The sequence below is a fragment of the Novosphingobium sp. genome (assembly GCF_036820275.1).
Lineage (GTDB): Bacteria > Pseudomonadota > Alphaproteobacteria > Sphingomonadales > Sphingomonadaceae > Novosphingobium.
Genome location: NZ_DAISLT010000030.1, coordinates 36,152 through 61,418 on the forward strand (window position 1 = coordinate 36,152; position 25,267 = coordinate 61,418).

At 64.7% G+C, this 25,267-nt stretch carries 21 protein-coding genes; 12 read left to right on the plus strand and 9 right to left on the minus strand.

Annotated elements, in window-relative coordinates; translation table 11 throughout:
- The first annotated feature begins 306 nt into the window (after window positions 1-306).
- Window positions 307-2,919, plus strand: a complete 2,613-nt coding sequence (locus V7066_RS20200; RefSeq protein WP_334184778.1) for a TonB-dependent receptor — start codon at window positions 307-309, stop codon at window positions 2,917-2,919.
- An 86-nt stretch (window positions 2,920-3,005) separates the two neighbouring features.
- Here the strand turns inward: V7066_RS20200 and V7066_RS20205 are convergent, their stop codons facing one another.
- Window positions 3,006-3,356, minus strand: coding sequence for a putative quinol monooxygenase (locus V7066_RS20205; protein ID WP_334184779.1), 351 nt, complete (start codon window positions 3,354-3,356; stop codon window positions 3,006-3,008).
- A gap of 66 nt (window positions 3,357-3,422) precedes the next feature.
- Between V7066_RS20205 and V7066_RS20210 the strand changes: the two genes are divergently transcribed.
- Window positions 3,423-3,743 (plus strand): ArsR/SmtB family transcription factor, encoded by a 321-nt coding sequence (locus V7066_RS20210; protein WP_334184780.1) that lies wholly within the window; start codon window positions 3,423-3,425, stop codon window positions 3,741-3,743.
- Between the two features lie 20 nt (window positions 3,744-3,763).
- Here the strand turns inward: V7066_RS20210 and V7066_RS20215 are convergent, their stop codons facing one another.
- Entirely contained in the window at window positions 3,764-5,065 is a 1,302-nt protein-coding gene (locus V7066_RS20215; protein WP_334184781.1) for an alpha/beta hydrolase, read from the minus strand.
- A gap of 307 nt (window positions 5,066-5,372) precedes the next feature.
- On the opposite strand from V7066_RS20215, the gene V7066_RS20220 reads away from it, so the two are divergent.
- Genes V7066_RS20220 through V7066_RS20235 form a run of 4 tightly spaced genes read left to right on the plus strand, consistent with a single transcriptional unit; the run spans window position 5,373 to window position 8,898 of the window.
- The gene (locus V7066_RS20220; RefSeq protein WP_334184782.1) at window positions 5,373-6,149 is read left to right on the plus strand and encodes an ABC transporter permease; all 777 of its coding nucleotides are present in this window, start codon (window positions 5,373-5,375) and stop codon (window positions 6,147-6,149) included.
- A complete protein-coding gene (locus tag V7066_RS20225; protein WP_334184783.1) occupies window positions 6,146-6,940 on the plus strand; it encodes an ABC transporter permease in 795 nt (264 codons plus the stop codon). Before V7066_RS20220 ends, V7066_RS20225 begins: the two co-directional genes overlap by 4 nt.
- Before the next feature lie 8 nt (window positions 6,941-6,948).
- Window positions 6,949-7,800, plus strand: a complete 852-nt coding sequence (locus V7066_RS20230) for an ABC transporter ATP-binding protein (protein WP_334184784.1) — start codon at window positions 6,949-6,951, stop codon at window positions 7,798-7,800.
- Between the two features lie 27 nt (window positions 7,801-7,827).
- A complete protein-coding gene (locus V7066_RS20235) occupies window positions 7,828-8,898 on the plus strand; it encodes an ABC transporter substrate-binding protein (RefSeq protein WP_334184785.1) in 1,071 nt (356 codons plus the stop codon).
- A gap of 81 nt (window positions 8,899-8,979) precedes the next feature.
- Here the strand turns inward: V7066_RS20235 and V7066_RS20240 are convergent, their stop codons facing one another.
- Window positions 8,980-10,134, minus strand: a complete 1,155-nt coding sequence (locus V7066_RS20240; RefSeq protein ID WP_334184786.1) for an LLM class flavin-dependent oxidoreductase — start codon at window positions 10,132-10,134, stop codon at window positions 8,980-8,982.
- A gap of 13 nt (window positions 10,135-10,147) precedes the next feature.
- Complete coding sequence (locus tag V7066_RS20245; protein ID WP_334184787.1) at window positions 10,148-11,089, minus strand: LLM class flavin-dependent oxidoreductase; 942 nt, start codon at window positions 11,087-11,089, stop codon at window positions 10,148-10,150.
- A 218-nt stretch (window positions 11,090-11,307) separates the two neighbouring features.
- Between V7066_RS20245 and V7066_RS20250 the strand changes: the two genes are divergently transcribed.
- The 3 genes from V7066_RS20250 to V7066_RS20260 all read left to right on the plus strand — a co-directional run bounded on the left by V7066_RS20250 (window position 11,308) and on the right by V7066_RS20260 (window position 15,943).
- Window positions 11,308-12,366 (plus strand): ABC transporter substrate-binding protein, encoded by a 1,059-nt coding sequence (locus V7066_RS20250; protein ID WP_334184788.1) that lies wholly within the window; start codon window positions 11,308-11,310, stop codon window positions 12,364-12,366.
- Window positions 12,367-12,581: 215 nt separating this feature from the next.
- Window positions 12,582-14,846 (plus strand): TonB-dependent receptor, encoded by a 2,265-nt coding sequence (locus tag V7066_RS20255; RefSeq protein ID WP_334184789.1) that lies wholly within the window; start codon window positions 12,582-12,584, stop codon window positions 14,844-14,846.
- Window positions 14,847-14,863: 17 nt separating this feature from the next.
- Window positions 14,864-15,943: an ABC transporter substrate-binding protein gene (locus V7066_RS20260; RefSeq protein ID WP_334184790.1), complete on the plus strand. Its 1,080-nt coding sequence runs from the start codon at window positions 14,864-14,866 to the stop codon at window positions 15,941-15,943.
- Between the two features lie 70 nt (window positions 15,944-16,013).
- Here the strand turns inward: V7066_RS20260 and V7066_RS20265 are convergent, their stop codons facing one another.
- The 3 genes from V7066_RS20265 to V7066_RS20275 all read right to left on the minus strand — a co-directional run bounded on the left by V7066_RS20265 (window position 16,014) and on the right by V7066_RS20275 (window position 21,006).
- Window positions 16,014-17,492: an amidohydrolase gene (locus V7066_RS20265; RefSeq protein ID WP_334184791.1), complete on the minus strand. Its 1,479-nt coding sequence runs from the start codon at window positions 17,490-17,492 to the stop codon at window positions 16,014-16,016.
- Window positions 17,493-17,514: 22 nt separating this feature from the next.
- A complete protein-coding gene (locus V7066_RS20270; protein ID WP_334184792.1) occupies window positions 17,515-19,797 on the minus strand; it encodes a TonB-dependent receptor in 2,283 nt (760 codons plus the stop codon).
- Between the two features lie 312 nt (window positions 19,798-20,109).
- Window positions 20,110-21,006, minus strand: coding sequence for a LysR family transcriptional regulator (locus tag V7066_RS20275; protein ID WP_334184793.1), 897 nt, complete (start codon window positions 21,004-21,006; stop codon window positions 20,110-20,112).
- Between the two features lie 107 nt (window positions 21,007-21,113).
- Here V7066_RS20275 and V7066_RS20280 point away from each other — a divergent pair, with 107 nt between their 5' ends.
- Complete coding sequence (locus V7066_RS20280; RefSeq protein ID WP_334184794.1) at window positions 21,114-21,824, plus strand: SDR family oxidoreductase; 711 nt, start codon at window positions 21,114-21,116, stop codon at window positions 21,822-21,824.
- 24 nt (window positions 21,825-21,848) lie between these two features.
- Here V7066_RS20280 and V7066_RS20285 read toward each other — a convergent pair whose 3' ends face one another.
- Together V7066_RS20285 and V7066_RS20290 are read right to left on the minus strand one after the other, a co-directional pair.
- A complete protein-coding gene (locus V7066_RS20285) occupies window positions 21,849-23,006 on the minus strand; it encodes an MFS transporter (protein ID WP_334184795.1) in 1,158 nt (385 codons plus the stop codon).
- Window positions 23,003-23,341 carry a hypothetical protein gene (locus tag V7066_RS20290; protein WP_334184796.1) on the minus strand — a complete coding sequence of 113 codons (339 nt, stop codon included), beginning with the start codon at window positions 23,339-23,341 and terminating at the stop codon, window positions 23,003-23,005. The genes V7066_RS20285 and V7066_RS20290 overlap by 4 nt, the downstream gene beginning before the upstream one ends.
- A gap of 106 nt (window positions 23,342-23,447) precedes the next feature.
- Between V7066_RS20290 and V7066_RS20295 the strand changes: the two genes are divergently transcribed.
- Window positions 23,448-24,332 (plus strand): LysR family transcriptional regulator, encoded by an 885-nt coding sequence (locus V7066_RS20295; RefSeq protein WP_334184797.1) that lies wholly within the window; start codon window positions 23,448-23,450, stop codon window positions 24,330-24,332.
- Between the two features lie 595 nt (window positions 24,333-24,927).
- Window positions 24,928-25,257, plus strand: coding sequence for a hypothetical protein (locus V7066_RS20300; protein ID WP_334184798.1), 330 nt, complete (start codon window positions 24,928-24,930; stop codon window positions 25,255-25,257).
- Window positions 25,258-25,267: the final 10 nt, after the last annotated feature.

The window sequence follows — 25,267 nt, forward strand, 5'->3', positions numbered from 1 at the left end:
GTCGGGCTCGCCACGCAGCTCTTGAAGCAAGACCCGGGCCATTTCCCGACAGGCCGCCCACAGTCTCCGCCACCGCCCGCGGAGGCGGCTGGAATTGCTCCCGGTACTGCTCAATGACCAGCAACACTGCTGGCAAATCACCATATCTACGGAGCTTCTTCGCAAAAATACCGCCGATACCTCCTCTGGCACACCCTTTGCTTTGAGGATGCACGAGGGTGGCGCGATCCATAAGAGCCTGCATCAGGGCGTTCGGCTTCACCCCGGAAAATCACCGGATTCACCGGCTCGAAGCAGGAGCAGTTCATGCGCGTCACCAAGTACCTTTACGGCATCAGCATCATCGGGCTTGCCTGGCCGGGTCTGGCCTTTGCGGAAACCCGCTACGCCGATGCCGAAACGGGCCTGTCCACCGAGGCGGAGGAAGAGGCCGGAGGAGCCGCCGCGTCCATCACGGTCAACGGCGAACGCCTCAACAAGGAAACCTCGGTCCTCCCGACGCGCGCGCCGACTTCGATCTACGGCACCGCCGAACCCATCCTCAACATTCCGCGCTCGGTGACGGAGATCAATGCCGAGCAGCTCACCAAAGACATCATCACGAGTTCCGACGACCTGGCCAAATATGCGCCGGGCATCACCCGTGGCGGCGGCCAGAACGCGGGGATCGCGCCGCAGCTTCGCGGCCAGGCGTCCGAAGTGTTCCAGGACGGCCAGCGCGGCTATGCGGTGCGCCACCCGGCCAACTTCAACGCCTATGAAGGCGCGGATATCGTGGCGGGGCCTTCCTCGGTGATCTTCGGATCGGTGACGGGCAGCGGCGGCTACATCAACTACATCTCGAAGAAGCCCGATTTCGATCAGCGCCGCTCCAGCCTCTCCACCCGCATCGGCACACTGATCCCGGACGGCGACAGCAAGCTGGCCTTCACGGTGACCGGCGACGATACCGGCCCGATCAGCGACACGCTGGCCTATCGTACCAGCGTGACGGTGCAGAAGCAGGACGACTACTACGACAACGTCAAGAACAACTACTATGCCCTCTACGGTGCACTGGCCTGGAAGCCCAACAGTCAGTTCCGCGCCGATCTGAACTTTTCCTATGACAACTACTACGACTGGAACGTCACGCACGGCTGGAACCGTGCCACCCAGGAACTGGTCGATGACGGCCTGTACTATGCCGGTCGCGCAACGCCGGTGATCCAGAACGGCTCCACGTACTGGTCGCCGGTCTTCGCCTCGGGTGCCGCGGATTCGGCGACGCAGGGCTGGGTGAGGCGCGCGCGCAATGCCGACGGCCAGTATGTCGTCGTCCCCGGCTCGTTCCAGACCGCCTCGCCCAATACCCAGACCAGCCCCGGCACCGTGCGCGGCTGGGTCTACGATCCTTCGCTGGAGGGCAACGAACTGGTCAAGCTCTCGCGCCAGCGCTCGCAGCGCGCGGAAGACAAGAGCACCGCCAAACGCGTGACCGCGCAGCTTCGCCTGAACTACGAGTTCGACGAGAACACCAGCCTGGTAAACAGCACGTTCTACCAGCGTTCGAACGATGTGACCGATGCAACCGGGTCTTTCAACGTCCAGTCGCGCGATCGTATCTTCGATAACCGGCTGGAACTGCGCCACCACTTCGAGAACCTCTTCGGACTCGACATCGACGACGACAGCAATACCGGCATCGTCTACCGCCGCGAGACAAACCGCTCTATCGCGGCGAACAACAGCTTCTTCAACATCTACGCCTACGACCTGACGCTCGATCCCTCGACCAAGAATCCCGGCGACCTGCTGGGATTGACCGGATCCAATCCCAACGGCGGCAACGCGGCCTGGATCGGAACGGCCGGGGTGCCCCAATATTCCAGTTCGCTCGGCTGGCTCAACCTGCCGCCGATGTATTACGCGGGCGATGGCCTCTACGCGGAATCCGTGGCGTCCTATACGTCGCAGTCGAAGTGGAGCACCACCACGATCTTCACCCAGCACAACCTCAAGTTCGGCACGTTTGCCGGGCTCAACGCGGGTGCGAGCCATAGCTGGGTGGACGCTGCCATCCGCAATCCCTTCGTGCTGCCCGGCGGCAGCGACCGCGCGGACAGCGGACTCTACAAGCTCTATTCGGTCCAGGTCAGCCCTTATGTGAAGCCGACCGCGAACACGACGATCTACTTCACTTACGACCGTTCGATCGCGATCAATACCGGCGGCTTCGCCAATGGCCTGAGCTGGGGCAGCGGAGCCGCCGCCAACCTGCTCAATCCGCTCCAGTTCAAGAGCCTGAGCGAACTCTACGAGGTCGGCCTCAAGGCGGAGCCGATCGCGGGCCAGCTGTTCTTCACCCTCGCCGGTTTCCGGCAGGCGCGCGATCAAAGTCCCGACCAGTTCAACAACATCGCCCGCCTCAAGGTGAAGGGCATCGAAACCACGCTGCGCTACCAGCCGAGCGAGACCTGGCGCACCGGCGTGAACTTCAACTACCTTTCCGCCTACAACGAATATACCTCGCAGGCCGGTTTCGCCCCGCGCGGCTTCGTGCCGGACAACGGCACCGTGTTCAGCGACAGCAACGTGCTGAACCAGCTTCCCGCCGGCCGCTACGATGCGGTGCAGATCCCCAAGTACAACCTCAGCGGCTATATCGACTGGCGTCACCCCTCCGGCTTCGGCGCGGAGCTTTCCGGCTGGCTGACGAGTCCCTGGTATCTCAACCTCAGCAAGACCGTAAGGATTCCCACGAGCTACAATCTCGACCTCGGCGTGTTCTACCGCCAGCCGCGCTGGAACGCGGCGATCCAGGTGCTGAACCTGACCGATCAGCTCAACTTCGTGAGCGGGCTTGCCGGATCGACCAACGCTTTCCTGCAACCCACGCGCAGCCGCTCGATCGTCGCGCAGTTCGGCGTCAATTTCTAGAAGTCGGTCTTGAAAAGGGCGCGCAGCCGGAAGACCTGCGCACCCTTTTCGGATCCACTGCCAAGCAAGGCGGCAGAAGGTCGCGATCAGCTTGCGTAAGGGCTTGCCATGCGCAGCCAGGTGATCTGGAGATCGCCCTCCAGATAATCGCCGCGCTCTTCCAGGAAAGAGGCGACGTAGGGCATCCCCAGATGCAGGTCGAGATCCTCGCGCGAACGCCATGCCTCGTAAAACACGAAAAGCGAGGGATCGGCCCGGTCGCGATGGACATGATAGGCCAGCGCCCCTTCCTCCAGCCGGGTGGGCGCCACCATCGACAGCAGGCGCTCTTCCAGGGCATCGGCCCGGCCGGGCAGCGCCCGCACAGTGCCCACGAGCGCGTAAGGGCCGACCTCTCCCGGCTGGGGCTGCGGCACGTCGGGTGCATTCTTGGACATTTTCACCTCCATTGGTATGAAGGCGGCCATACCTGCTCTTTAGGTAATATATAAGGCTTACCTTACATGCGTGACGAAGAAGGGCATCCGGACCTTCAGGAGATCGAACTCGGCGCCGTCCTCGCGGCGCTGGCCGAGCCGCTGCGCAGGCACGTGGTCGCCACGCTGGCGCGCTTGCCCGAAGACAGCGAGCGGACCTGCGCCTCGTTCGGCTTTCCGGTGAGCAAGGCCTCGCTGACCCATCACTTCAAGGTGCTGCGCCACGCCGGGCTGATCCGCCAGGTCGATCGTGGCAACAGCCGGGCCGCCGCTTTGCGGCGGAGCGATCTGGACGCCCGTTTCCCCGGCCTGCTTGCGATCATCATGGCGGAAGATCCGCAAGGGTAGCCATCAGAAGAGAGCGCCCGCTATTGCAAGTGCGGCTCGCAAACCGGCGCGATCTTTTCGCCCGCGAAGAGTTTCTGCACGAAGGGTATCGAATCGCGCAGCGACGCATTGACCGTCGCGCTGTGCCCCAGCCCCGCATAGACATGCCCCTCGACCACCGAACCGGCGGCGCAGGCGTCTTTCATCAAGGTCAACTGGTTGAGCGCCGAGGGCGTCAGGTCCGAAGCGCCGGTGCCGATGAAGATCGGGACTTCCAGCTTCAGCGTGGGGTAACGGCTGTAGCGCGCGGCCCGCTCGTCGGCCGAAGCCAGGAACCGGCGGTAGCGCTCTCCCGGCGTGGCCAGGAAGGTCTCGGCACGGGTGAAGGCGCCGAACTGGGCATCGGCCTCGACCGCCGCTAGACAGCTAGTCCGGGCCTTTTCGGCGAGGGCCGTGCCCTTTTCGGTGAACACGTCCGAGAATTGCAGCGCGGGATCGAACTGTTGCGCCACCACGAAGCCGAACAGGCTGTAGACGATGGCTTCGTCAAAGACATTGGGGTTGGGCTTCACCGGCGGCGGTGGGAGCGGCGGCAACTCGGGCGAACGATTGTAGATCACCCCGGTGCCGACCGCACCCTTGAGCTGAATATCCGGCGCATAAGTCGGAGCATAGGACGCCGCGCCGAAAGCGGCGGCTCCGCCCTGCGATTGGCCGACGATCACGGCATTGTTGGCGATTTCGGGCACACCGTTCACCGCCGCGCGGATACTGTCGAGCACGCCGTAGGAGATCGCGGGAATGTTGATGAGCGGATGCGGCCCCGGCACGCCAAGCCCCTGGTAATCGGTCGCGACGACCGCATAGCCCTGCGCCAGCCAGCGGTTGAGGTAGACCGTGTCGCGATAGGAACGCCCCGCCCAGGACGGCGCGCAGATATCCGCGAGGCCCACGGTGCCGTGCGCCCAGGCGATGACCGGCCAGCCGCCCTTCGGCGCCTTGCCCTTGGGCAGGAACAGCGCCCCCGACACGACGATGGGGGTCCTGCCGTCGAAACCGCTGGTCGATGTGTAGAGGATGCGAAGCTGCCGCCCGGCGCTCGCCAGGCCGATGGTTTCCGGCAGCGGCTCGCTGCGCAGCAACTTGCCGGGTGTCTTGGGGATCGCCTGTTTCCACTCGTAAAACGGGGAGACCCGGCCGTCGCCCTGCTCCGGGTCGGCGCGCGGCACGCCCTGAGCCGAGACGGGCGGAGCGATCAGCAGCGCGGCGGTGACCAGCATGGCGCCAAGACGTCGGCCAAGCGGGCTACGGGGCATGGCGGGCGGGGTATCGGGTGTCGACATCTGCGCAGAACCTTTCTCGGCATGATCGGTCCGCCTCCAAAAGCAACGAACGTGCCGTTCGCGCAAAACCGGGCATCAGGCTCGCACGGCACCGAAAATGCCGGGATCGCTGCGCAGAACTGCGCAGCCACGGCCAAAGCTGCACATAGCCGTCAAACTGGCCCTATCCGCACAGTCACTGCGCAAATTTCGACAGGCCGGGCTGGCGCCGCCCCGAACACACACCCGTAATCGGCCCATTCCGGCGAATGGCACGGACCTTGCTGAAATCTCATCAGATCGCGTTGGCGCAAGGAGTTGCCCCGCAGTGCAAGCCATAAGTTCCCGAAGCCCGACAATCGCCGCCGGACTGCTTCGGATCGCCCCACTCGCCGCGCTGCTGGCCTTGTGGGAAATCGCGGCGCTCAGCGGCATCTGGCCTCGGCAGGTGCTGGTGCCGCTCGAACAGGTCGGCGCCACCCTGCTCGCCCTGGCTTCCAGCGGTGAACTGGAGCGCCACCTGCTGGCAAGCCTCTACCGCCTGGCGAACGGTTTCGTGACGGGCAGCATCTTCGGCATCGTCATCGGCACCGCCATGGCTCTTTCGCAGGGAGTCCATCGGCTGCTCTGGCCCACGTTCACATGCGTGCGGCAGGTGCCGGTCATCGCCTTCATCCCCTTGCTGATCCTGTTCTTCGACGTCGAGGACAGCTTCAAGATCGTGATCGTCGCCATGGCGAGCTTCTTCCCCTCGGCGCTGGCCACCCACGACGCAGTGCGCGACATTCCCGAAAGCCACCGCGAAGTCGCGCGGCTCTATCGCATGCCGCTGCTGCCGTTCCTGCGCAGGCTGATCCTGCCCGCCACGGTGCCGCAAGTGCTGACTGGCCTGCGGCTCGGCCTGACGCGCGGCTGGCTTTCACTGGTGGCCGCGGAACTGCTCGCCGCCGACAGCGGGCTTGGACAGATGATGGAAATGGGGCGCCAGTTGTTCCAGATCGACGTGGTGCTCTCGGGTGTCTTCGTCGCCGGGCTGATCGGCTTCCTGCTCGACGGTTCGATGGTTCGCCTCGAACGTCGCCTGACCCGCTGGAGGACGGCATGACAATGCCACTCGCCGCCCGCCTCACCTCGCGCCTGCGCGCCCTGGCGCTCGCCCTGCTGTTCCCGGCGCTCGTGCTGGGCTGGTGGGAATGGGAATCGCACCAGAGCGCCGGCCATGCCTATGCCTTCGCGCCGCTGGAACAGATCGCCCGCAGCTTCGCGGAGATGCTGGCCGACGGCACCCTGCTCCTCCACGCCGGTGCCAGCCTCCAGCGCGCCCTGACCGCGCTGCTGATCGGCGGCTCGATCGGCATTGCGACCGGCATCGCCACCGGCCTTTCCCGCCTGCTGGACCGCACCGCTTCGCCGCTGATCACCACCATGCGTCAGGTGCCGATCCTTGGCTGGCTGCCGCTGGTGGCGCTGTGGTTCGGCAACGGCGATGGGGCGAAGCTGCTGCTCGTCTCGCTCTCCGCCTTCTACCCGACCGTGCTCAACACCCAGAAGGGGATGCAGGCCATCGAGCAGCGCCACGCCGAGGTGGGCCGCCTCTACGGCTTCACCCGGATGCAGGCGCTGCGCCTGATAGCCTGGCCCAGCGCGCTTCCGCTGATCTTCACCGGCATTTCGCAGGCGCTCGCGTTCTCCTGGATCGCCACCATCGGCGTGGAATTGCTGTTCAGCGCCACGGCCGGGCTCGGCACCCAGATGATGGCGGCCCAAGTCGCCGCCCGTACCGACGTAGTGCTCGTCTGCGTCGCCTGCGTCGGCGTGATGGGTTTCGCGCTCAACCAGCTTTTCGCTCTCCTGCGCGCGCGCCTGCTGCGCTGGCAGGGCGCCGCCGCAAAATAGGATAGGCCATGACCGACCACCGAACACTCCGCGATCCCGCCCACCGGCCCGCGCATGACGGAACCGGCGCCGTCCGCATCTCCGGCCTTTCCAAGCACTATGCGATGGGCGGCAAGGCCATGACCGTGCTGGACGACATCGACCTGGCGATCCGGCCCGGCGAATTCGTCAGCATCGTCGGCCCTTCCGGCTGCGGCAAGTCCACGCTGCTGCGCCTGATCGTCGGCCTCGATACCGATTACGACGGAGAAATCCGGCTCGACAATGCGCGGGTGGCGGGCACCGGGCTGGAACGGGGGCTGGTGTTCCAGGACCACCGCCTGTTCCCCTGGATGACCGTGGCGAAGAACGTCGAGGTTGCCTTGCTCAACCAGAAGCTCCCCCGCGAGCGGCGGGACCGCCTGATCGCCGAACACCTCGCGCTGGTCGGCCTGTCGGACTTCGGCGAGGCCTATCCGCACCAGCTTTCCGGCGGCATGGCGCAGCGCGCGGCGATCGCCCGCGCCCTCGTCAACGAACCCAAGGTCCTGGCTCTCGACGAGCCGCTGGGCGCGCTCGACGCGCTCACCCGCGTCAAGGTGCAGACCGAACTCCAGCGCATCTGGATGGAGGCGGGAACGACGATGATCATGGTCACGCACGACGTGGACGAGGCCCTGTTCCTCGGCGACCGCGTGGTCGTCATGTCGTCCCGCCCCGGCCGCATCGCCCGGATCGTCGATGTCGACCTGCCGCATCCCCGCGACCGCGCCTCGCCGCTGCTGCACCGCCTCAAGGACGAAATCCTTGCCGAGCTGACCAGCGAACCGCGCGAGGAAGACGGCACGCTGGTCACTTTCCCCACGCGCCCGCGCGGCTGAACGCCCCTTCCTTTCGGAGCTTCCACCATGATCAAAGGCCGCACGTTACTGGCCCTGCTGTTTCCGCTGCTCGCCCTGGCCGGCGGCTGTTCACCCAAGGGCGGCCAAGCGGAAGAAAAAGTCGTCGACATCGCCGGCATCGTCTCTCCCAAGGACGGCAAGAACGAATTCATCGGCGGCCTCGCCCGCATCCAGGAAGACGGCTGGCTCGATGCCGAACTGGCGAAAAAGGGCTGGAAGGCGCGCTGGGTGCCGGTTCCCGCTTCGGTCGGCGGCCCCGTCGTCAACGAAGGCTTCGCGGCGAAGACGATCGATCTCGCCGCGTATGGCGATCTGCCCTCGGTGATCGCCATGGCCGGCGGCGTGGACCTGCGGCTCGTCGTACCCAGCCGCAGCAGCACGAACATCTACCTCGCCGTGGGCAAAAACTCCTCCGCCCGCACCCTGCGCGACCTCAAGGGCAAGAAGATCGCCCTGCACCGGGGCCGTCCCTGGGAAGCCGGGTTCGCGCGCTACGTCCAGTCGCAGGGCATGACGCTCGATGACTTCAAGATCATCAACGTCAATGCGGTGGCCGGCCAGGCCGCGCTCACCAGCGGCAAGGTGGATGCCATCGTTCTCATCCAGGCCGAAGCCTACGTGCTGCAGGACAAGGGTCTGGCGCGCATCCTCTGGTCAACCAGCAATGCGCCGGAAAGCTGGAAGATGGCCGCCGGTACTTTCGCCCGCAAGGACTTCCTCGATGCCCACGCCGACATCGTGCAGACCGTCGTCACCGCCTTCGTGCGGCAGGCGAAGTGGTCGAGCGAAGAGAAAAACCGCGACACCGTGCTTTCGTGGGGCACTCTGGGCGGCACGCCGCTCGCCGCCGTCATCAAGGATTCCGACAACAACCCGCTCCCCTGGCGTCAGCGCTATTCGCCGCTGCCGCGGCCGACCATCCAGGAACATTTCGACTTCGTGGCCGACTATGCATTCCGCACCGGCCTGACGCGCAGCAAGGTCGACGTGTCTCACCTGGTCGACCGGCGCTACGTCGATCAGGCCGTGAAGGACCTCAAGCTCGAAGGCTGGTGGAGCGACTCCGCCCAACCTTGACCTTCAGAATCCGTCGCAACTCCGAAAAAAGCCCGGCGCAACAAATGCTGCGCCGGGCTTTTCTTGTAGTGCCGGTCTACGCTACTCTGCCGCTTCCAACCGCTGCACCGCCTGATGGCCCAGCAGCGGCAGGACTTCCTCGCCCACCCGATAGGCTTCTTCGAGATGCGGGGTTGCCGCGAGGATGAACGAATCCGCGCCGAGCCCGATAAGTTCGTCGAGCCGCGCCGCCACGTTCTCGTAGCTGCCGACGATGCCCAGCGCCGGGCCGGGGCGCAGCAAGCTGAAACCGCCCCAGACATTGGGCGAGACGATCAGGTCGCGGTAATCGCGCGCCTCCGCAACGCCGAGTCCCGAAAGGCGGCGAACACCCACGGAGTCGCCCCGCCGTTCGCCGAACGCCTCCCGGCTTTCGGCCTTGACGTTGGCGAAGCCCCGTTCGATCTCGCGCCAGGCTTCCTCTTCGGTCTTGCGCGCGACGACCTCGACCCGGATGGCGCACTTGATGCCGCGCCCGATCTCGGCCGTGCGCGACTTCACCTGGTCGAACTTCTGGGCCAGCTGCGGGAACGGCTCCAGCCAGGAAAGGTAATAGTCCGCATGGCGCGCCGCCGATTGCAACGCCGCCTCGGAAGATCCGGAGAAGTAGATCGTCGGCAAGTCCTCTCGCCCCAGAGCCGGAGCCAGCGCGGCATCCTCCACTTCGTAGAAGCGGCCCTTGTGCGTGAACGGACCGTCCTTCCACACCCCCTTCATCACGTCGAGGAACTCGGTGGTACGGCCATAGCGGTCGTCATGCTCGAAAGGATCGCCCCACCAGCGCTGGGCAGGACCGCCACCCCCGGTGATGATGTTGTAGACCACCCGTCCGTTGGTCGCCCGCTGGAGGCTCGCCGACATCCGCGCCGCGCGCACGGGATTGAGGAAACCCGGCTGGAACGCGATCATGAAGCGAAAAGCCTTGGTCGCCCGTGCCAATGCTGCCGAGATCACCCAGGGATCGTCGGTCATCGGGAACGAGGGCAACAGACCGCCGACGAACCCGGAAATTTCCGCCGCGCGCGCGATCTCGGCCATGTGATCGAGATAGCTGGTGCCGTCAGGCTCGCCGTTCACCAGCCCCGGCGCCTGGTTTCCGGGCACGAGCGGCGTCCAGTCGCCGCGATTGCTGCTGCGTTCGCGCAGCGAGCTGCTGCATCCATGGGTGGGAATGCGCCAGTAGAAATCGATGCTCATCGTCTGGTCTCCGTCAGGCCGCAAGCAGGGCCGAGGCGCGGACGCGGCCGATGACCTGCTCGCCCGCAATGTGGACTTCCTGGATCTGGTCGGGCGCGGCCAGCACGGCGATTTCGAGCCCGGCGCTCGCCAGTTCCCCGAGTTTGGCAGCCACCTCATCGAACGTGCCGACCAAGGCGGAGGGCGAAAGGTCGCGCCGCGCAAGCTCCACCGCGAGGTCCTGCGCTTCCGCACGGGCCAGCAGCGGCAGCTGCGCGGCGATCCGAAGCGAGGGATGGTCCTGGCGCAGCGACCTGACGAGATCCGGGAGGGAGCCAAGCGCCTCTTCCGTGTCGATCAGGAGCACGTCGGCATGGGCAAGCAGCTGCGCGTCCGGCCCATCGGATCGGCGCAGCCAGACCGGCGGGCGGCGGCGTCCCTTCACAAGACCTGCCAGCCCGCCCTTCTCGACCACGAAATGACGTCCCTCCAGATCGAAGGGACCTTCGCTCCAGATACCTTCCAACAAGGTGAGCAATTCACCCGCCCGCACCGCCCGCTCCTTGGCGGCGAGCACGTCTCCGGCGCCCCGGCCTTCGCCGTTTTCGATGAGCCAGCTCTGACGGTCGTTCGAAAAGCGCTGGACGCTGGCGGCCATCTTGCCCTGGTAGACCCCGGATGCCGAGCCGGGAGCGACAGCCGTGACGATCCCCACGCGGCGGGTTTCCCGCAGCAGCGCGCCGGTCACGATCCACGGCTCCTCGCCCTGGGGCTCGTCGGGGATGACGATGCCGTCGAAGCCGGTCAATTCGGCCGCGCGGGCAACTTGCGTCAGGTAATCGTAATGGTTGATCTGAAGGCGGCGACTGGCGACATCCTGCTTCGGGGTCCAGGGCCGCTCTCCTTCGGCCCACTCGCCGCGCCCGCGATCGGCGGGCGCGTCCGTTGACAGGTGCCAATAGAAGCTCAACGCCATTCTTGCTCTCCTTGAGAAAATGCAATGTTCGAAAGATGGGAAAGCACGGATCATGCCACGCACGGCAAAGCTGCCTGAAACCGCCCCAACCTGCGCGGACAGTGCTGTCGCTGCGCAAATCTGCGCAATGTCCGTGTGATTTCGTGCAGCCCCGCCGTTCGATGCGGAGGCCTTTCGTCATTCCTCGCTGGCACGGGCTTTGCTTTAAGGAACACGATATGGCGGATGGAGAGGATGCAGCAATGACACCGGGCGATGCCATGACACTGGATCGGATCTGGCTGGTGCGCTCACCGGTTCCGGCTGCCTCTTCCATCGCCTGGTCGCTCGGCTGGCTGGACAAGGAGTTCGCATCCGACGGCATCTCCGTGGACTGGTTGCGGGAGGACCGGCTGCATGTGGCCGAACGGGACCAGGAGGAGATGACCTGCAGGCTCTTTCGCGAGGGCGGCAATATTCCCGCTCTCGCGGCGCGATCGCTCGGCGCCGAGACCCGCGTCATCGGGCTCACCTGGATCGACGAGCGACAGGCCATAATGGTTCGCGCCGGAGAGCAGGTCTTCGACCCGCAGAGTTTGCGCGGCCTGCGGTTCGCCTTGCCCGGCTACGTCTCGACGCGCGGGGCGTCCGTCGTGCGCGGCATGTCGCTGCACGGGATCAAGAACGCCCTGCGGCTGGCAGGCCTCTCTTTGGACGACGTGCAATTCGTGGACGTGCCGACCCCGAGGGTCGATTTTTCCGAACCGCAGATGATGCAGCGCATGTGGTCTGGCCTTCAGGCTCTGGCGGACGGCCGGGTCGATGCGGTTTACGTCAAGGGCTCCGCCGCCGCCGAGGTGGCCCAGAAGCTCGGGCTGGAAGTCGGCATCGATCTCGACGCCTATCCCAGCCGGATGACGCGGGTGAACAACGGCACGCCGCGCCCGATCGTCACGCATCGGCACATGATCGAGGAGCATTTCGACGTCGTCGTTCGTTTCCTGCTGTGCACCTTGCGGGCAGCGGACTGGGCCGCTCACCATCCCGCCCGGCTTGGCCAGATCCTCGAACGCGAGACGTTCTCCGGTCCGGCCGGCGTGGAAGCCGCCTATCGCGACGGCTTTCACCGCGCGCTGCATCCGGATCTCTCGCCCGAACGGATCGAGATGCTGCGCGCGCAGGAACAGTTCCTGCGCCTCCATGGCTTTCTTGAAAACGCCGTCGATATCGATGGCTGGATCGACGCGCGCCCCCTCGCCGCAGCGCTCGCCTTGCGGGCCGGCGACCGCGCCGCCTAGCGCAGTTTTTTCGAGCCATCGGGTAACTTTACTGTTTCGAAGATGCCCTAACCTTTCGCCATTCGCGATCATATCCGCGCACCGGCTGCTTCATTCTGTGCAGCCGGGAGAAGGCGTTCGAGACGACAGGCCGGAAATGAAGCCGTTTTCCGAAGTGGCACGCGCCTTGCTCCTGCGATTGCGAACAGACCTCACAATCCAGGAACGAGCACGTCATGCCATTCAGGGAGCCTTCCCCATTTCCTCTCGCACTCCGCCTCGGCGGTGCCGGCGCCCTTGCGCTCGCCCTGGCGCTTTCGGCGCAGGCGCATGCCGAGACAGCCACGGAAGCAGCCGGCGACGAGGCCCCTGCAACCGCAGCTGATGCCGCCAGCGACGCGGGCGGCAATACGATCCTCGTCACCGCGCAGAAGCGTACCCAGAGCGTGCAGGATGTGCCCGCTTCGGTCGTGGCGCTGGGCGGCGACGCCCTGCGCGACCGGCTCATAACCCGCGCCAGCGACATCTCCCGTTTCGTGCCCAGCTTCAGTGCCGACACGTCCGTCGGCAACCTGACTCCGCGCTGGTACTTGCGGGGCATCGGCAATTCGGTGCCCGGCAACGGCCAGACCAGCCCGGTCGGCATCTATCAGGACGAAGTCTATCTGGGCATTCCAGTGGCGCAGGGCTTCCCGATCTTCGACCTCGAACGCGTCGAAGTGCTCAGTGGTCCGCAAGGCACGCTCTGGGGCAAGAACACCACGGCGGGTGCGGTGAACTTCATCTCGCGCAGACCCGCCTTCGATGCGAGCGGCTATGCCCGTGCCGAATACGGCAGCTACGGATCAACCCTGCTGGAAGGCGCCTGGGGCGGACCGCTGAACGACATGGTGGCCGTGCGCTTCGCGGGGCACTTCCGCGATGACGACGGCTTCGCCACCAATCGGCACGACGGCACCCCGATGGGCAAGAACCGCGAAGCCGCCGCCCGCTTCTCGGTGCTCGCCAAGCCGACCGATACGTTCGAAGCGCTGCTGCGCGTGCAGTACCGCGACTACAAGAACGTGGGCGACATCATCTACCAGGGCGTTAATGCCACCGACAGTGCAGGCTTCGCTGTACCGCAGGGCTACAGGAACAATTCCTCGTTCGGCAACAGCGGACAGGATCTGCGCCAGCGCGGGGTTCAACTCAACCTCGACTGGGACGTGGGAGACCTTCATCTTACATCGATCAGCGGATACAACGAGTTCAAGCACCGCTCCGAACTCGGCACACAAGTCGACCACGAAGGCACCCATACCTACAGCAGCCTCGACGCCAAGGTCTTCAGCCAGGAACTGCGCCTCGCCTCGCCGGACGAGGGCCGCCTGAAATGGATTCTCGGCGCGCACTACTATTACGAGAAGCTGGATTCCGAGGCAGCCACCGCCGTACTGCCCAATACCGTGGGTCTCAGGACGGCGTGGACCAACACGCAGTTCAGCCAGAGCAACAACAGCTACGGCCTCTTCGCCAATGTCACGTACGAGCCGATCGACAATCTCGAAATCATCCTGGGCGGCCGCTATACCTGGGAAGACAAGGCGATCGACCTCGACACCATCGGCACCGCCACCGGCGGCACCGGAACGCTGACCTATCTGGACACCGTGGCTTTCTGGTCGCGCAATTCGGTGACCGGCACGGGCATCGCGACCCGCTCGGCACAGGATACGAAGCGCAACTGGCGCGCGTTCACTTATGACGCGACGGCCAAGTACAACTTCACCCGCGATCTCAACGTCTATGCCCGCTATGCGAAGGGCTTCCGCTCCGGCGGCTTCAACACCGGCGCCACCGTGCAGACCCAGGTCGCCACCGTCGATCCCGAATATGTAAAAAGCTATGAGATCGGCCTCAAGTCGGAATGGTTCGGCGGCCGCCTGAGCGCCAACCTCGCCGCCTTCTACAACGATTACAGCGACATCCAGGTAACAGTGATCCAGTTGCCGCTCAGCCAGCTTTCCAATGCGGGCAAGGGCTGGTCCAAGGGCATCGAGGGCGTCCTTTCCGCGCGCCCGGTGGATGCCCTGCACCTGACCGGAACGCTTGGCCTGCTAGACACCAAGTACACCGAATTTCCCAACTGCAAGGCAAGCGTCGACTGCTCCGGCAACCAGTTCGTGCGCGCGCCGCACGTTACCGCCAGCATCGCCGGGGACTATACTTTCGAACTGGGCAACGGGCATCGGATCGTTGCGGAAACCAACTGGTCCTATCGCTCGCATCTCTACTTCAACGCCGGCACCCAGACCGCACCGCTGGAACAGGGACCGAAGTGGCTGGGCAATGTCGCGCTGAGCTGGAAACTGCCCAGCGACATCAAGCTCTCGGTCTTCGCGCGCAACCTGACCAACAGCCACGCCGCCTCGACGATCATCCCCTCCGCGAACTTCGGATACATCAAATACATCATCGAGCCCCGCGTCTGGGGCGGCGCCGTTTCCGTGACCTTCTGAGAAAAAGGACAACTCGCATGGCAACCCAACCCGTTCCTTCCGCGTCCTCGGCCCCCGACGAAATCTGGTTCACCCGCTGCCCGGTGCCCACCGCCACCGGCCTTGCCTACAAGCTGGGCTGGCTGACCGAGGAATTCGCCGCCGAAGGCATTCCCGTCCGCACCCTGCAGGAATCGACGCCCGAGATCGCGCTGCGCCATTACGACCACCGCCTGCCGACGCTGATCCGCGAAGGCGGCAACATCCTCGCCTTCGCCGCGCGCGCGCAAGGCGAGCCGACAAAACTGGTCGGCCTGACCTGGATCGAGGAAAGTCAGGTCATCCTCGTTCGCCCCGATTCCGGCATTACCGACGCGAAGCACCTCAATGGCAAGCGGCTTGCCCTGCCCGGCTGGACCGACCACGAGATTCCCAGCCACATCCGCGGCACCAGCATCGGCCGGGGCATGTCGCTGCTAGGCTACAAGGGCGCCCTGCATACAGCCGGGCTGACGTTCGACGATGTGGAACTGGTCGAAGTGGACGGCACGATCCGCAACATCGGCGGTGCCGGTCGCGACAGCCAGCCGGGACGAGGCAGCCTCAACAAGCTCTGGGCGATCGACGCTCTCGTCGCAGGCGAAGTCGATGCGGTCTACGTCAAGGGCGCTTCCGCACTCGACGGCGCGCGCGAGGCGGGCGTGGTCGTGGGCATCGATCTCGATGCCCTGCCGAACCGCAGTTCACGCGTGAACAACGGCACCCCCCGGCCGATCACCGTCCACCAGAGCCTGATCGACGATCACTTCGACTATCTCGTCCGCTTCCTGGAAAGCACGCTGCGCGCAGCGGACTGGGCGGCGCAGAACGTCGCGCGGGTGCACGAGATCCTCCAGTCCGAAACCCGCGGCAGCGTGGAGGCGGTCACCCAGGCTTATGGGGCCGAATTCCACAAGACCCTGCACCCCACGCTGGACGCCGAGCGGCTCGCCCTGTTCGACCAGCAGAAGAAGGCGCTGGGCCTGTTCGGTTTCCTCGAACGCGATTTCGCCTTGGCCGACTGGGTCGATCCGCGTCCGCTGCAAGCCGCTTACGAACGTCTCGAACGCAGCCGCTGAGACTGCGAAAACAAAAAGCCCGCCGCCGTCCCGGAAGACGGCGGCGGGCTTTTGCTTGTAAGCCAGATGACTACTTCGCCGAGCGACCCTGCGGCAATGCGCTGCGGGCATAGTCGAGCGGCGGCTTGCGATCTCCCAGCAGCGGCACATACTTGAAGTCCGGCCCCTGGCTGCGCAGAAGCTCCGCCTTCGCGTCTTTCAGCTTGCCCGGATCGAGGAACAGTTGCGCCCCTGAAAGCGCCAGAGTCTTGGCGGCTACTTCCGCCCCTTCCACGCCGATCGAGGTGCCGCTGGCCGACGCCGCCTGCCAGCTATGCGGCGCGGTTCCGGGCACCCAGGTCGCCGTGCCGAGGCTGGCGGTGGGCACGACCCAGCTAATGTCGCCCACGTCCGACGAAGCGGAACCCTTGCGGCCGAAATCGTAGGCGCCGATCTCGGAAGGGCCAGCCTTCGCCGCACCCTTGGGCAGGGTTTTCGCAATCGCGTCGGCATAACGCTGCTGGTCGGGCGTGTAGCTGTAGCCGCCCACCCTGCGCAGGCTGGCATCGACCACCCGGCCCAGCGCATCGTTGGGCAAAGTGCCGAAACTGCCGCCGATGATCTCGTATTCGAACCTGGTGCCGGTGGCGAGTGCCGCACCTTCACCCGCCTTCACCACGCGCTCGAAGACATCGCGCACGACTTCCGGGTCGTAATGGCGCACGTAATAAAAGCTTTCGGCATGAGCCGGCACGATGTTCGGCTGATCGCCGCCATCGGTGATCGTGTAGTGGATGCGCGCATCCGACGGAACGTGTTCGCGCAGGTAGTTCACCGCGACGTTCTGGATCTCCACGCCGTCGAGCGCGGAACGCCCCCGCTCCGGTGCGGCGGCGGCGTGCGAGGCGACGCCGGTGAAGCGGAACTTGGCCGTCACCATCGACAGGAGTTGCCCCTGCGACGCGCCGTTGGCAGAGCTGGGATGCCAGCTCAGCACCGCGTCCACGTCCTTGAAGAAACCGTCCCGCACGAGGTAGACCTTGGCGAAACCGCCTTCCTCGGCGGGCGTGCCGTAGAGCCGCACGGTGCCGGGCGTGCCGCTGGCCTTCAGCCACTTGGCCAGCGCGATCGCGGCCTCGACCGAGGCTGTGCCGAGCAGGTTGTGCCCACAGGCATGACCCGCCAGCCCGCCGCGCGACTGTTCCACCGGCCGATCGACCTGCGACAGGCCGGGCAGCGCATCGTACTCGGCCAACAGGGCGATCACCGGGCCGCCGTTTCCGTAAGTGGCGGTAAAGGCGGTCGGAATGCCATCCGTCCCCGTCTCGACCCGAAAGCCCGCGCCCTTGAGCTGTTGCTGGAGCAATGCCGAACTCTGGTCCTCGTGAAAGCCGACTTCGGCCAGTTCCCAGATCTTGCGGGCATTGGCGGCAAGCTGGGGCTTGCGGGCATCGATCCCGGCGATGATCGCAGCGGTATCCTTGTCCGACAGGGCATCGGCGTGGGCCGCCGGGGCCGATGCGAGTGCAAGCGCGCCGGAAGCGGCGCGGGCAAGATAAGCGTGTTTCATCAAGATGCTCTTTCGCTGCGGATCAGAACGAGCCGGTGAGGTTGATGCCGTAGGTGCGCGGCGGAATGGTGGTCACGGTCTCGGTCGTGCCGCCCAGCGTATTGCCCGCGGACGTACGGGCAACAGTATTGGTCAGGTTGTTGACATAGAAAAACACCCCGTACCGCTCGTTGCGCACGCCGATGCGAGCGTTCGCCAGGGTATAGTCGCCAACCTTGCGGTAGCTGATCGATGTCGGGCGGAAGTCGGCGCGCGACGCGCCGGTATAGCTGAGGTCGCCGCGCAGCAACGCGCTCCAGCCGCCGGAGCCCAAAGCCCAGTCGTACTGCCCGGCAAAGCTCACCGTCTGGGGTGCGATGAACGGGATCTTGTCGCCGCGCCGCGCGGTGGAGGCAAGCGGGGTGACGCCGTCGGGAACCTGGTCCTCGGTCAGCTTGGCATCGGTAAAGGCGGCGTTGACGTTGAAGGTCAGTCCGCGCGTCGGATTGAGCGTGGCTTCGGCTTCCACACCCTTGATCCGCGCCGCGCCGGCATTGCCGAGATAGACGAAGCTGCCGCTGTTGATGCTAACCTGCATGTCCGACCAGTCGGTGATGTAGCCCCCAAGGTTGAGGATCAGTGCATCGCCGCCGAACGATGTCTTGATACCGCCTTCATAAGTGGTCAGCTTGTCCGGCGCATAGGAAAGCGCCTGCGCAAGGCCCAGGACCTGGTTGACACCGCCCGGCCGATAGCCGGTCGCGACCTGGCCGTAGACGAGCACGTTGTCCGCCGCCTTCCAGCTCACGTTGCCCTTGTAGAGCCAGCCTTTGTTGTTGGTCTTGTAGAGCGCCCAGGGCGTGACCGAGGTGCGCAGGATGTCGAGCCCGATGGTGGTGTCACCGCCCACGGTCTTGTCGTAGCTGTAGTAGCGCAGACCGCCGGTCAGGGTCAGGCCGGAAAGGGGCGTGACCGCGATCTCGCCGAAGGCCGCCTTCTGCTTGAGATAATCCACGACGTGGCGCTGAAGCAGCGGCGTCGCCCCCGCGATCTGCGAACCATCCGAAGCGTTGGTCCGGCGCGCCTCGGAAAGCACCTTGGCGTCGCGGTCCTCGTAGAAACCGCCCACGGTCCACTGGAACCACGATGTCCCGCTCGATTGCAGGCGCAGCTCGCTGGTCCAGTCGGTCACCGACTGCGGCTGGTAGTAGATGACCGGCAGCAGGCCATCGACATAGGCGTTGTAGGCCGCGAACCCGTTGTTGGTCGCGCAGACCGCCGCCGTGAAATGCGTGGCGCAAGTCGCGCGGGTCTTGAAGCTGCGGAACAGCGGCGTCGGATCGCGCGTCACCAGTGTATCGCGGTCCTGGTAGCTCGTGGTCGCCACGAGATCGGCAAAGCCCAGTTCAGCACGCGCCGACAGGCTGTAGAGCCGCTGCTTGTCGGTATAGGGCACTTGCGAGGCATTGACGGCATTGTACTTGCCCGCGCTCGGCGACCAGGTGCTGGCACCGCCCTCGGTGAAGAGGAAATGCGCTGCACCGTCGATGGTCAGCCACGGCGCGGGGATGAAGCGCACCAGCACGCGGCCGCCGTCGCTGCGCTCGGCATTGATGCCCTTGAGGCCCAACCCCGGATTGTCGACCCAGCCGTCGTTGTCGCGACGGAAATAGACCCCGCGCACGGCCAGCACGTCCTTGACGATCGGCAGGTTGACCGCTGCATTGAGCTGGTATCCCTGACCGCCGCCCTCCGTCGTGGTGCCCGAAACATCGACGTTGCCGCCGAATTCGAAGTCCGGCTTACGGGTGACAAGGCGGATCGTGCCGCCGACCGCACCGGCGCCGTAAAGCGTGCCTTGCGGACCGCGCAGCACTTCCACGCGTTCGAGATCGAACAGCTTGAAGTCGGACTGGCTGCCGCCCGGATCGCTGGTGGTGCCCGGAGGGCCGGCGACCGGCGTCTCGTCGTAATAGATCCCGACCTGCGCGTCGCCCGCGCTGCGGATACCCCGGAGGGTGATACGGCGCTGCCCCGGTCCTGCGTCGGTGATGGTGAGACTGGGCACGGCACGAACGAGGTCGTTGGCGGAATCGATGTTGGCGGACCGCAGCGTATCGCCCGATATCGCAGTGATACTCGCAGGTGCATCCTGCAACTTCACTTCGCGCTTGAGCGAGGTGACGACGATCTCTTCGCTCGTTCCTCCGCTGCTATCTGCCGGCGCGATTTCGGCGGTATCCGCTGCCAGGGCGGCGGAAGCGAAACCCGAAACGAGAATACTGCCGATTGTCACCGTGGCAGCGGCATTCAGAAACTTGGTCATTGGTCCCCCGGAGGTTGTTCGGGACCTCTCCAAACAAGAACCGTGCCAAGCGGTTAGTCGCGCATTTTCACACCCTGTAACGCGTCGATTGGTGATTGTCGGCCACTGGCGGCGCTTATCTGCGGCAACGCCTGTTGGTATCACAACATATGGGATTACTGTTTGGTCTTGCCGGTTTTTGCCCTTGCAACCGCCATTCCAATCTCAAGTTCCCTGCCTGAAAGCTAACCGGGAGGGCGAATTTTTCTTACCCAAATTCGCTCGCCATTCGCAGCCAGATGCCATCGAGGCTGCCAAAAGCGACGGATAGGTTCAACCGATCAAGGCTGTTTCGGCTGCTTCGCGGGTGGTTTCAACGACGGCGTCTATCGCCACCCGCAGACGCGGCACGATCATCGGAGAAGCGATCCAGAGGGCATTGATCGGCAAATGACCGGTCACCAGTTCTTCGAGGACGGGGACGAGACTTCCATCCAAAATCGCGTCACGGGCAAGCCAATAAGGTACAAGCCCTATCCCCTGCCCAGCCCGGATCGCCGAAAGCGTCAGAAGACTGCCATCCAGCACCAGCTTTGGTTCCGGTTCCATCACGATGAGTTCCCCGCCCGGGCTGCGAAAATGCCACGGCGCCACTCGCCCGTCCCGCGCGGCGGCAAGGAGGCTGTGCCCAGCCAGATCCTGCGCTGTCTGCGGAACTGCGCGTGAGGCGAAATATTCCGCAGAACCGCACAGCACGATCCGCTGCATACCAAGCCGACGAGCCATCAGCCCCGGTAGCTCCGGCAATTCGCCGATCCGCACGGCGAGATCGATATTGTCTTCTGCCAGTTCCGTCCAGGCGGTCGATGTCGAGATTTCGAGGCGGAGACGGGGCCAGGTATCGCAAAGCCTGTAAAGCGCCGGCGCAATCAGGTGCGTGCCCAGCAAAGGCGGCAGGCTGATCCGCAGGTTTCCTGCAGGTTCCGACGCCATCAGGGCCAGCTCCATCTCGACCCGTTCGATCCTCTGCCGCGCCGCGCCGCAGACCTCGCGATAGGCAACGGCTTCCGCTGTAAGAGCGAGGCGCCGTGTCGTGCGGTGAAAGAGGCGCACCCCAAGCCGTTGTTCGAGCCGGCCGACGGCCTTGGCGACCGCAGATGGTGTCAGTCCCAGCCGCACTGCCGCTGCGGCGAAACTTCCGGCCGCGCAGACATCAAGGAACACGCCCATCTCGTCGCCGGACGGATGTCGAGAGGACATAGTCAGGAATTCAATTCGTGAATGGAGAGAAATCTATTCATTTTACCGTTCTTATCGGCATCAATAGCTTCGTGTCCATGAGTGACAGAACTTACGCCATCATCGGCGGCTCGTCGGGCATCGGATTTGCCCTTGCACAGGCTCTGGTCGCACGCGGCGATCGCGTGCTGATCGGAGCGCGGTCTACCGGAAAGCTCGAAGCGGCCATCGAGCGATTGGGAACCGGTGCCATCGGCCGTGCGGTCGATACTACCGACCGGGCCTCGATTGCCAAGTTCTTCGCAGCGGATGAGCAGCAACTCTCCGGCCTGTTCATCTCCGCTGCAAGCTATCGCACCGGCGCCTTTCGCGACGGCGATCCGGAAACCAGCGAGGCACTGTTCGCCGCCAAGTTCTGGAGCCAGCACTGGACCGTCTTCGAGGCGCTGCCGTACTTGCACACGGACGCCGGTGTCGTGCTGATGTCGGGTGCGGCGTCGGCGCGTCCGATCGGCGCGCCCGCCTATGCAGCGTGCAACTCTGCGGTCGAAGGGCTGGCACGAGGGCTGGCGATCGAACTCGCGCCGATCCGGGTCAATTGCCTCTCACCGGGTACGACCGACAGCGAACTCTGGCATGACCGGCCCGAAGAGCAGCGCGAGAGCGCCTACGATCTCTGGGGCCGGCTTTGCGTCGTCCAGCGACCGGCGCATGTCCTGGAACAGGCGCATGCCGCGCTGTTCCTCCTCGACAATGGCAACATGACCGGCAGCACCCTGTTTTGCGACGGTGGCTATACTTTCCGATGAGCTCCCTTGCGCTTCAAAGGCATATCAGGTGGACAAGGTGCCGCGCCGTCCTTTCGGCATCGCCGCGCCAGCGACGAGGAGAAGTGCGAACGCGGACCATGGCAACGCCGTCACCCCCAGCCGATCAAGCAGGGCGCCGCCCATAAACGCGCCTCCGGCGATCGCCAGATTCCATGCGGTGACGATCATCGCCTGCGCGACATCGGCAGCATTACCGGCAGCGCGGGCCGATGCGGTCTGGAACAAAGTGGCTGCTCCGCCGAAGCCCAGCCCCCATGCGAGTGCTGCCGTGTAGATGGCAAGCGCGGTTGCGCTCGTGCCGAGCAAGACCGCTGCACCCACGAAAAGCAGGATGCCCAGCCCGGTCATCAGCCGCAGGTGCCTGTCGATCAGCGCGCCCGTCACGGCGATGCTGGCCAGACCGGCGATACCGAAGGTGAGCAGCACCCGGTCCGTCTGCCCCGCCAGTCCTGCGCCTGCGAGCAAAGGCGCGATGTATGTGTAGAGGATGTTGTGGGCGAGAACGAAGCAGAGCGTCAGCAGCAGCACCGGTCGCAGGCCGGGCAGCGCGAAGACCTCCCGCAGGGACGGGCGGCCGGCCGGTTCCTCGCCCGGAAAGTCCGGCAGGCGCAATCTCATCCATCCCGCCAGCACGATGGCAATCCCGCTGAGCGCGGCGAAGGCCAGCCGCCAGCCGGCCCACTGGCCCAGCACCGTTCCCGCCGGAATGCCGATCGACAGTGCCACCGGCGTACCGGCCATGGCGATGGCCATCGCCCGCCCGGCCAGCCGCTGCGGGGCGAGCCGGACCGCGTAGCCCGCAAGCAACGCCCATAGCAGCCCTGCCGATACGCCGCCGACGAACCGCGCGACCAGCGACACTGTGAAGCTCTCGGTCATGGCCGTCACGCCATTGGCCAGTGCGAAGCCGAGGATCGCTGCCAGCAGGACGTTCCGCCTGGGCCAGTGGCGTGTCGCGTTCGTGAGCGGGATCGCAGCTGCAAGCGATCCCAATGCATAGACGCTGACCCACTGGCCGGCGAACGCCTCGCCGACATGCAGATCGGCGCCGATCTGCGGCAGCAGGCCTGCGGGCAAGGCTTCGGTCAGGATGGTGACGAAACCGGCGGTGCCGAGCGCTATCAGTCCCCCGCGGTGCAGGCGATCGTGCGCCGCGCTCATGCCGCAACCTGCGGCAGGACGAGGTCATCGACCTTGTATGTGTGGAATTCGCTGGTCGAGACCGTATCGAGCCGGTTGAATTTCTCCAGGAATACCGGATCCGAGAAAAACAACTCGACATCGCCGGCGCCCGAAATCGCCTCGATGTTGACGACGGTCAGGCCGTCGTCGCTCTTGGCAAGGCTGCTCCACAGGAAGCCCGGTTTGCGTGCCGCCACATAGCGGACCACGCCCTGGATGATGCGAAACGCCTCTTCCTGTTTGCCGGGATGCGCGTGGATGACATTGACGATGAAGGTCGTCGGGATGGGAGCGGCGCTGAAAGTTGCGGTCATTTCGGTCTCCTCGTGGTGATCACCGGAGACCTAGGCTCGGATCGGACCGCGAAAAACCAGCCCGTGTTCCGGTGACTGCGGACGAATATTCCGGTATTCGCGCCACATGGATCAACTCGTCGCGCTCAACGCCTTCGTTCAGACCTCGGAGACAGGCAGCTTTGTCGCGGCCGGCAGGCAACTTGGGTTGACCGCGTCGGCGATCGGCAAGGCGGTCGCCCGGCTGGAGGAGCAGCTTCAGGTCCGCCTGTTCCACCGCAACACCCGCAACATGGCGCTCACCGAGGAAGGGCGCATGTTTCTGGAGCGCTGCCGCAGGATTTTTGCCGAGATGGAGGCCGCGCGCGAGGAACTGGCGCAGACGCATGTCGCCCCGCGCGGACGGCTGCGCGTCAGCCTGCCGCTGGTGGGGATGCTGCTCACGCCGGTGCTCGCCGATTTCATGGTCGCCTATCCGCAAGTGCAGCTCAATCTCGATTTCAGTGACCGGCTGGTCGACGTGATCGAGGAAGGCTTCGATGCCGTGGTGCGCACCGGTCAGCCTGTCGACAGCCGGCTCATGCGCCGAAATGCAGGCCGCTTCAGGCTGCGGATCGTCGCGTCGCCAGGTTACCTCGCGGCGCATGGCACGCCCGCCGAGCCTATCGATCTGGCATTGCATCGCTGCCTGCGCCAGCGCTCCCCCAGTACCGGCAAGCTGCGCCCCTGGCCGCTGGGCACCGAAGGCAACGCGCTTCCCGAAACCATGAGCGCGACGGCGATCGACCCGCTTGTTCACCTGGCGGTCGCCGGGCACGGCATCGCCTGCCTTCCGCCCTTCGCGATCCGTCAGGAACTCGCCGATGGTCGGCTGGTCTCGCTTCTGGAGGACAGTGTGTGCGAGGTCAACCAGTTCAACGTCTTATGGCCTGCCAGCCGGCAGGTGACGCCTAAACTCAGGGCATTCGTCGATTTCATGGCGGCGCATCTGAAACCTGACGATCCAGAGTGAGCGGGCGGTCGCCGCTACAGGATAACGATCAGAACCATGTTCACCGCTGTGGAGATCAAACCATGGCTCTCGGCGAGTAACCCCTCATTCCTTTGATGGTCGGCCCAATGGCTGCCAAAGGTTTGGCCATAGGATCGTTCAGCCAACAGCATTGAGCGCACGAGCGGCTAAAGCCCCTCCCCCTCTAAGCCGACAGAGCTGCCGTTCAGCGCCTCCTGCGAGCGTCTCCGAAGCGGTCATTCGTTCACCGAGAGATCAACCACAATGAACGGCTTGCAATGGCCGGTAGGCGACTGTCCGGTTTAGAGCAGGGTTTCGAGGATTGCTGTCGCTCACGCGGAGTCGGCTGCGGACCAACTTAAGTCTTTCCGTTGCGGTCTCAGGAGAGTCGGCTCGCGCCTCACCTACAACGGCCGGCCATCGCTCTCCCTCCTTCTCGGACATTATAGAGATTAGTGCGCCACGGCGATATCGGTTCGAAAAAGCAGACCGACGGTATATTTAATTTGACGCCAGTTGATGAAGCGCGAAATTATCGCGCCGTCATTTGGCCTGCCCACCATACCGTGCCGCCAAAAGAGAAGAGGATGTTTCGATGCGTTCGATTATGCATGCGCTGATGCTGACTGTGACTGTGAACGTGGCTGTGGCCGCCCCCTCGGTATCGCTCGCAGCGCCCGCCGCCACTTCAGCGAAAACGAAGACCGTCTATAAGGTTGATGCTACCGACCTTGGCACTCTACTGGATGATCCCGCGTCCAAAGCGATCCTGATCAAACACATTCCCGAAGTGGTGAGCAATCCTCAGATCGAGATGGGTCGCGCGATGACCCTGTCGCAGCTCGCACAATATGCGGGCGACCAGATCACCCCTGAAAAACTTGCTGAAATTCAGAAGGAATTCGATGCCGCCAAACCTAGCTAACGCTTTTAAA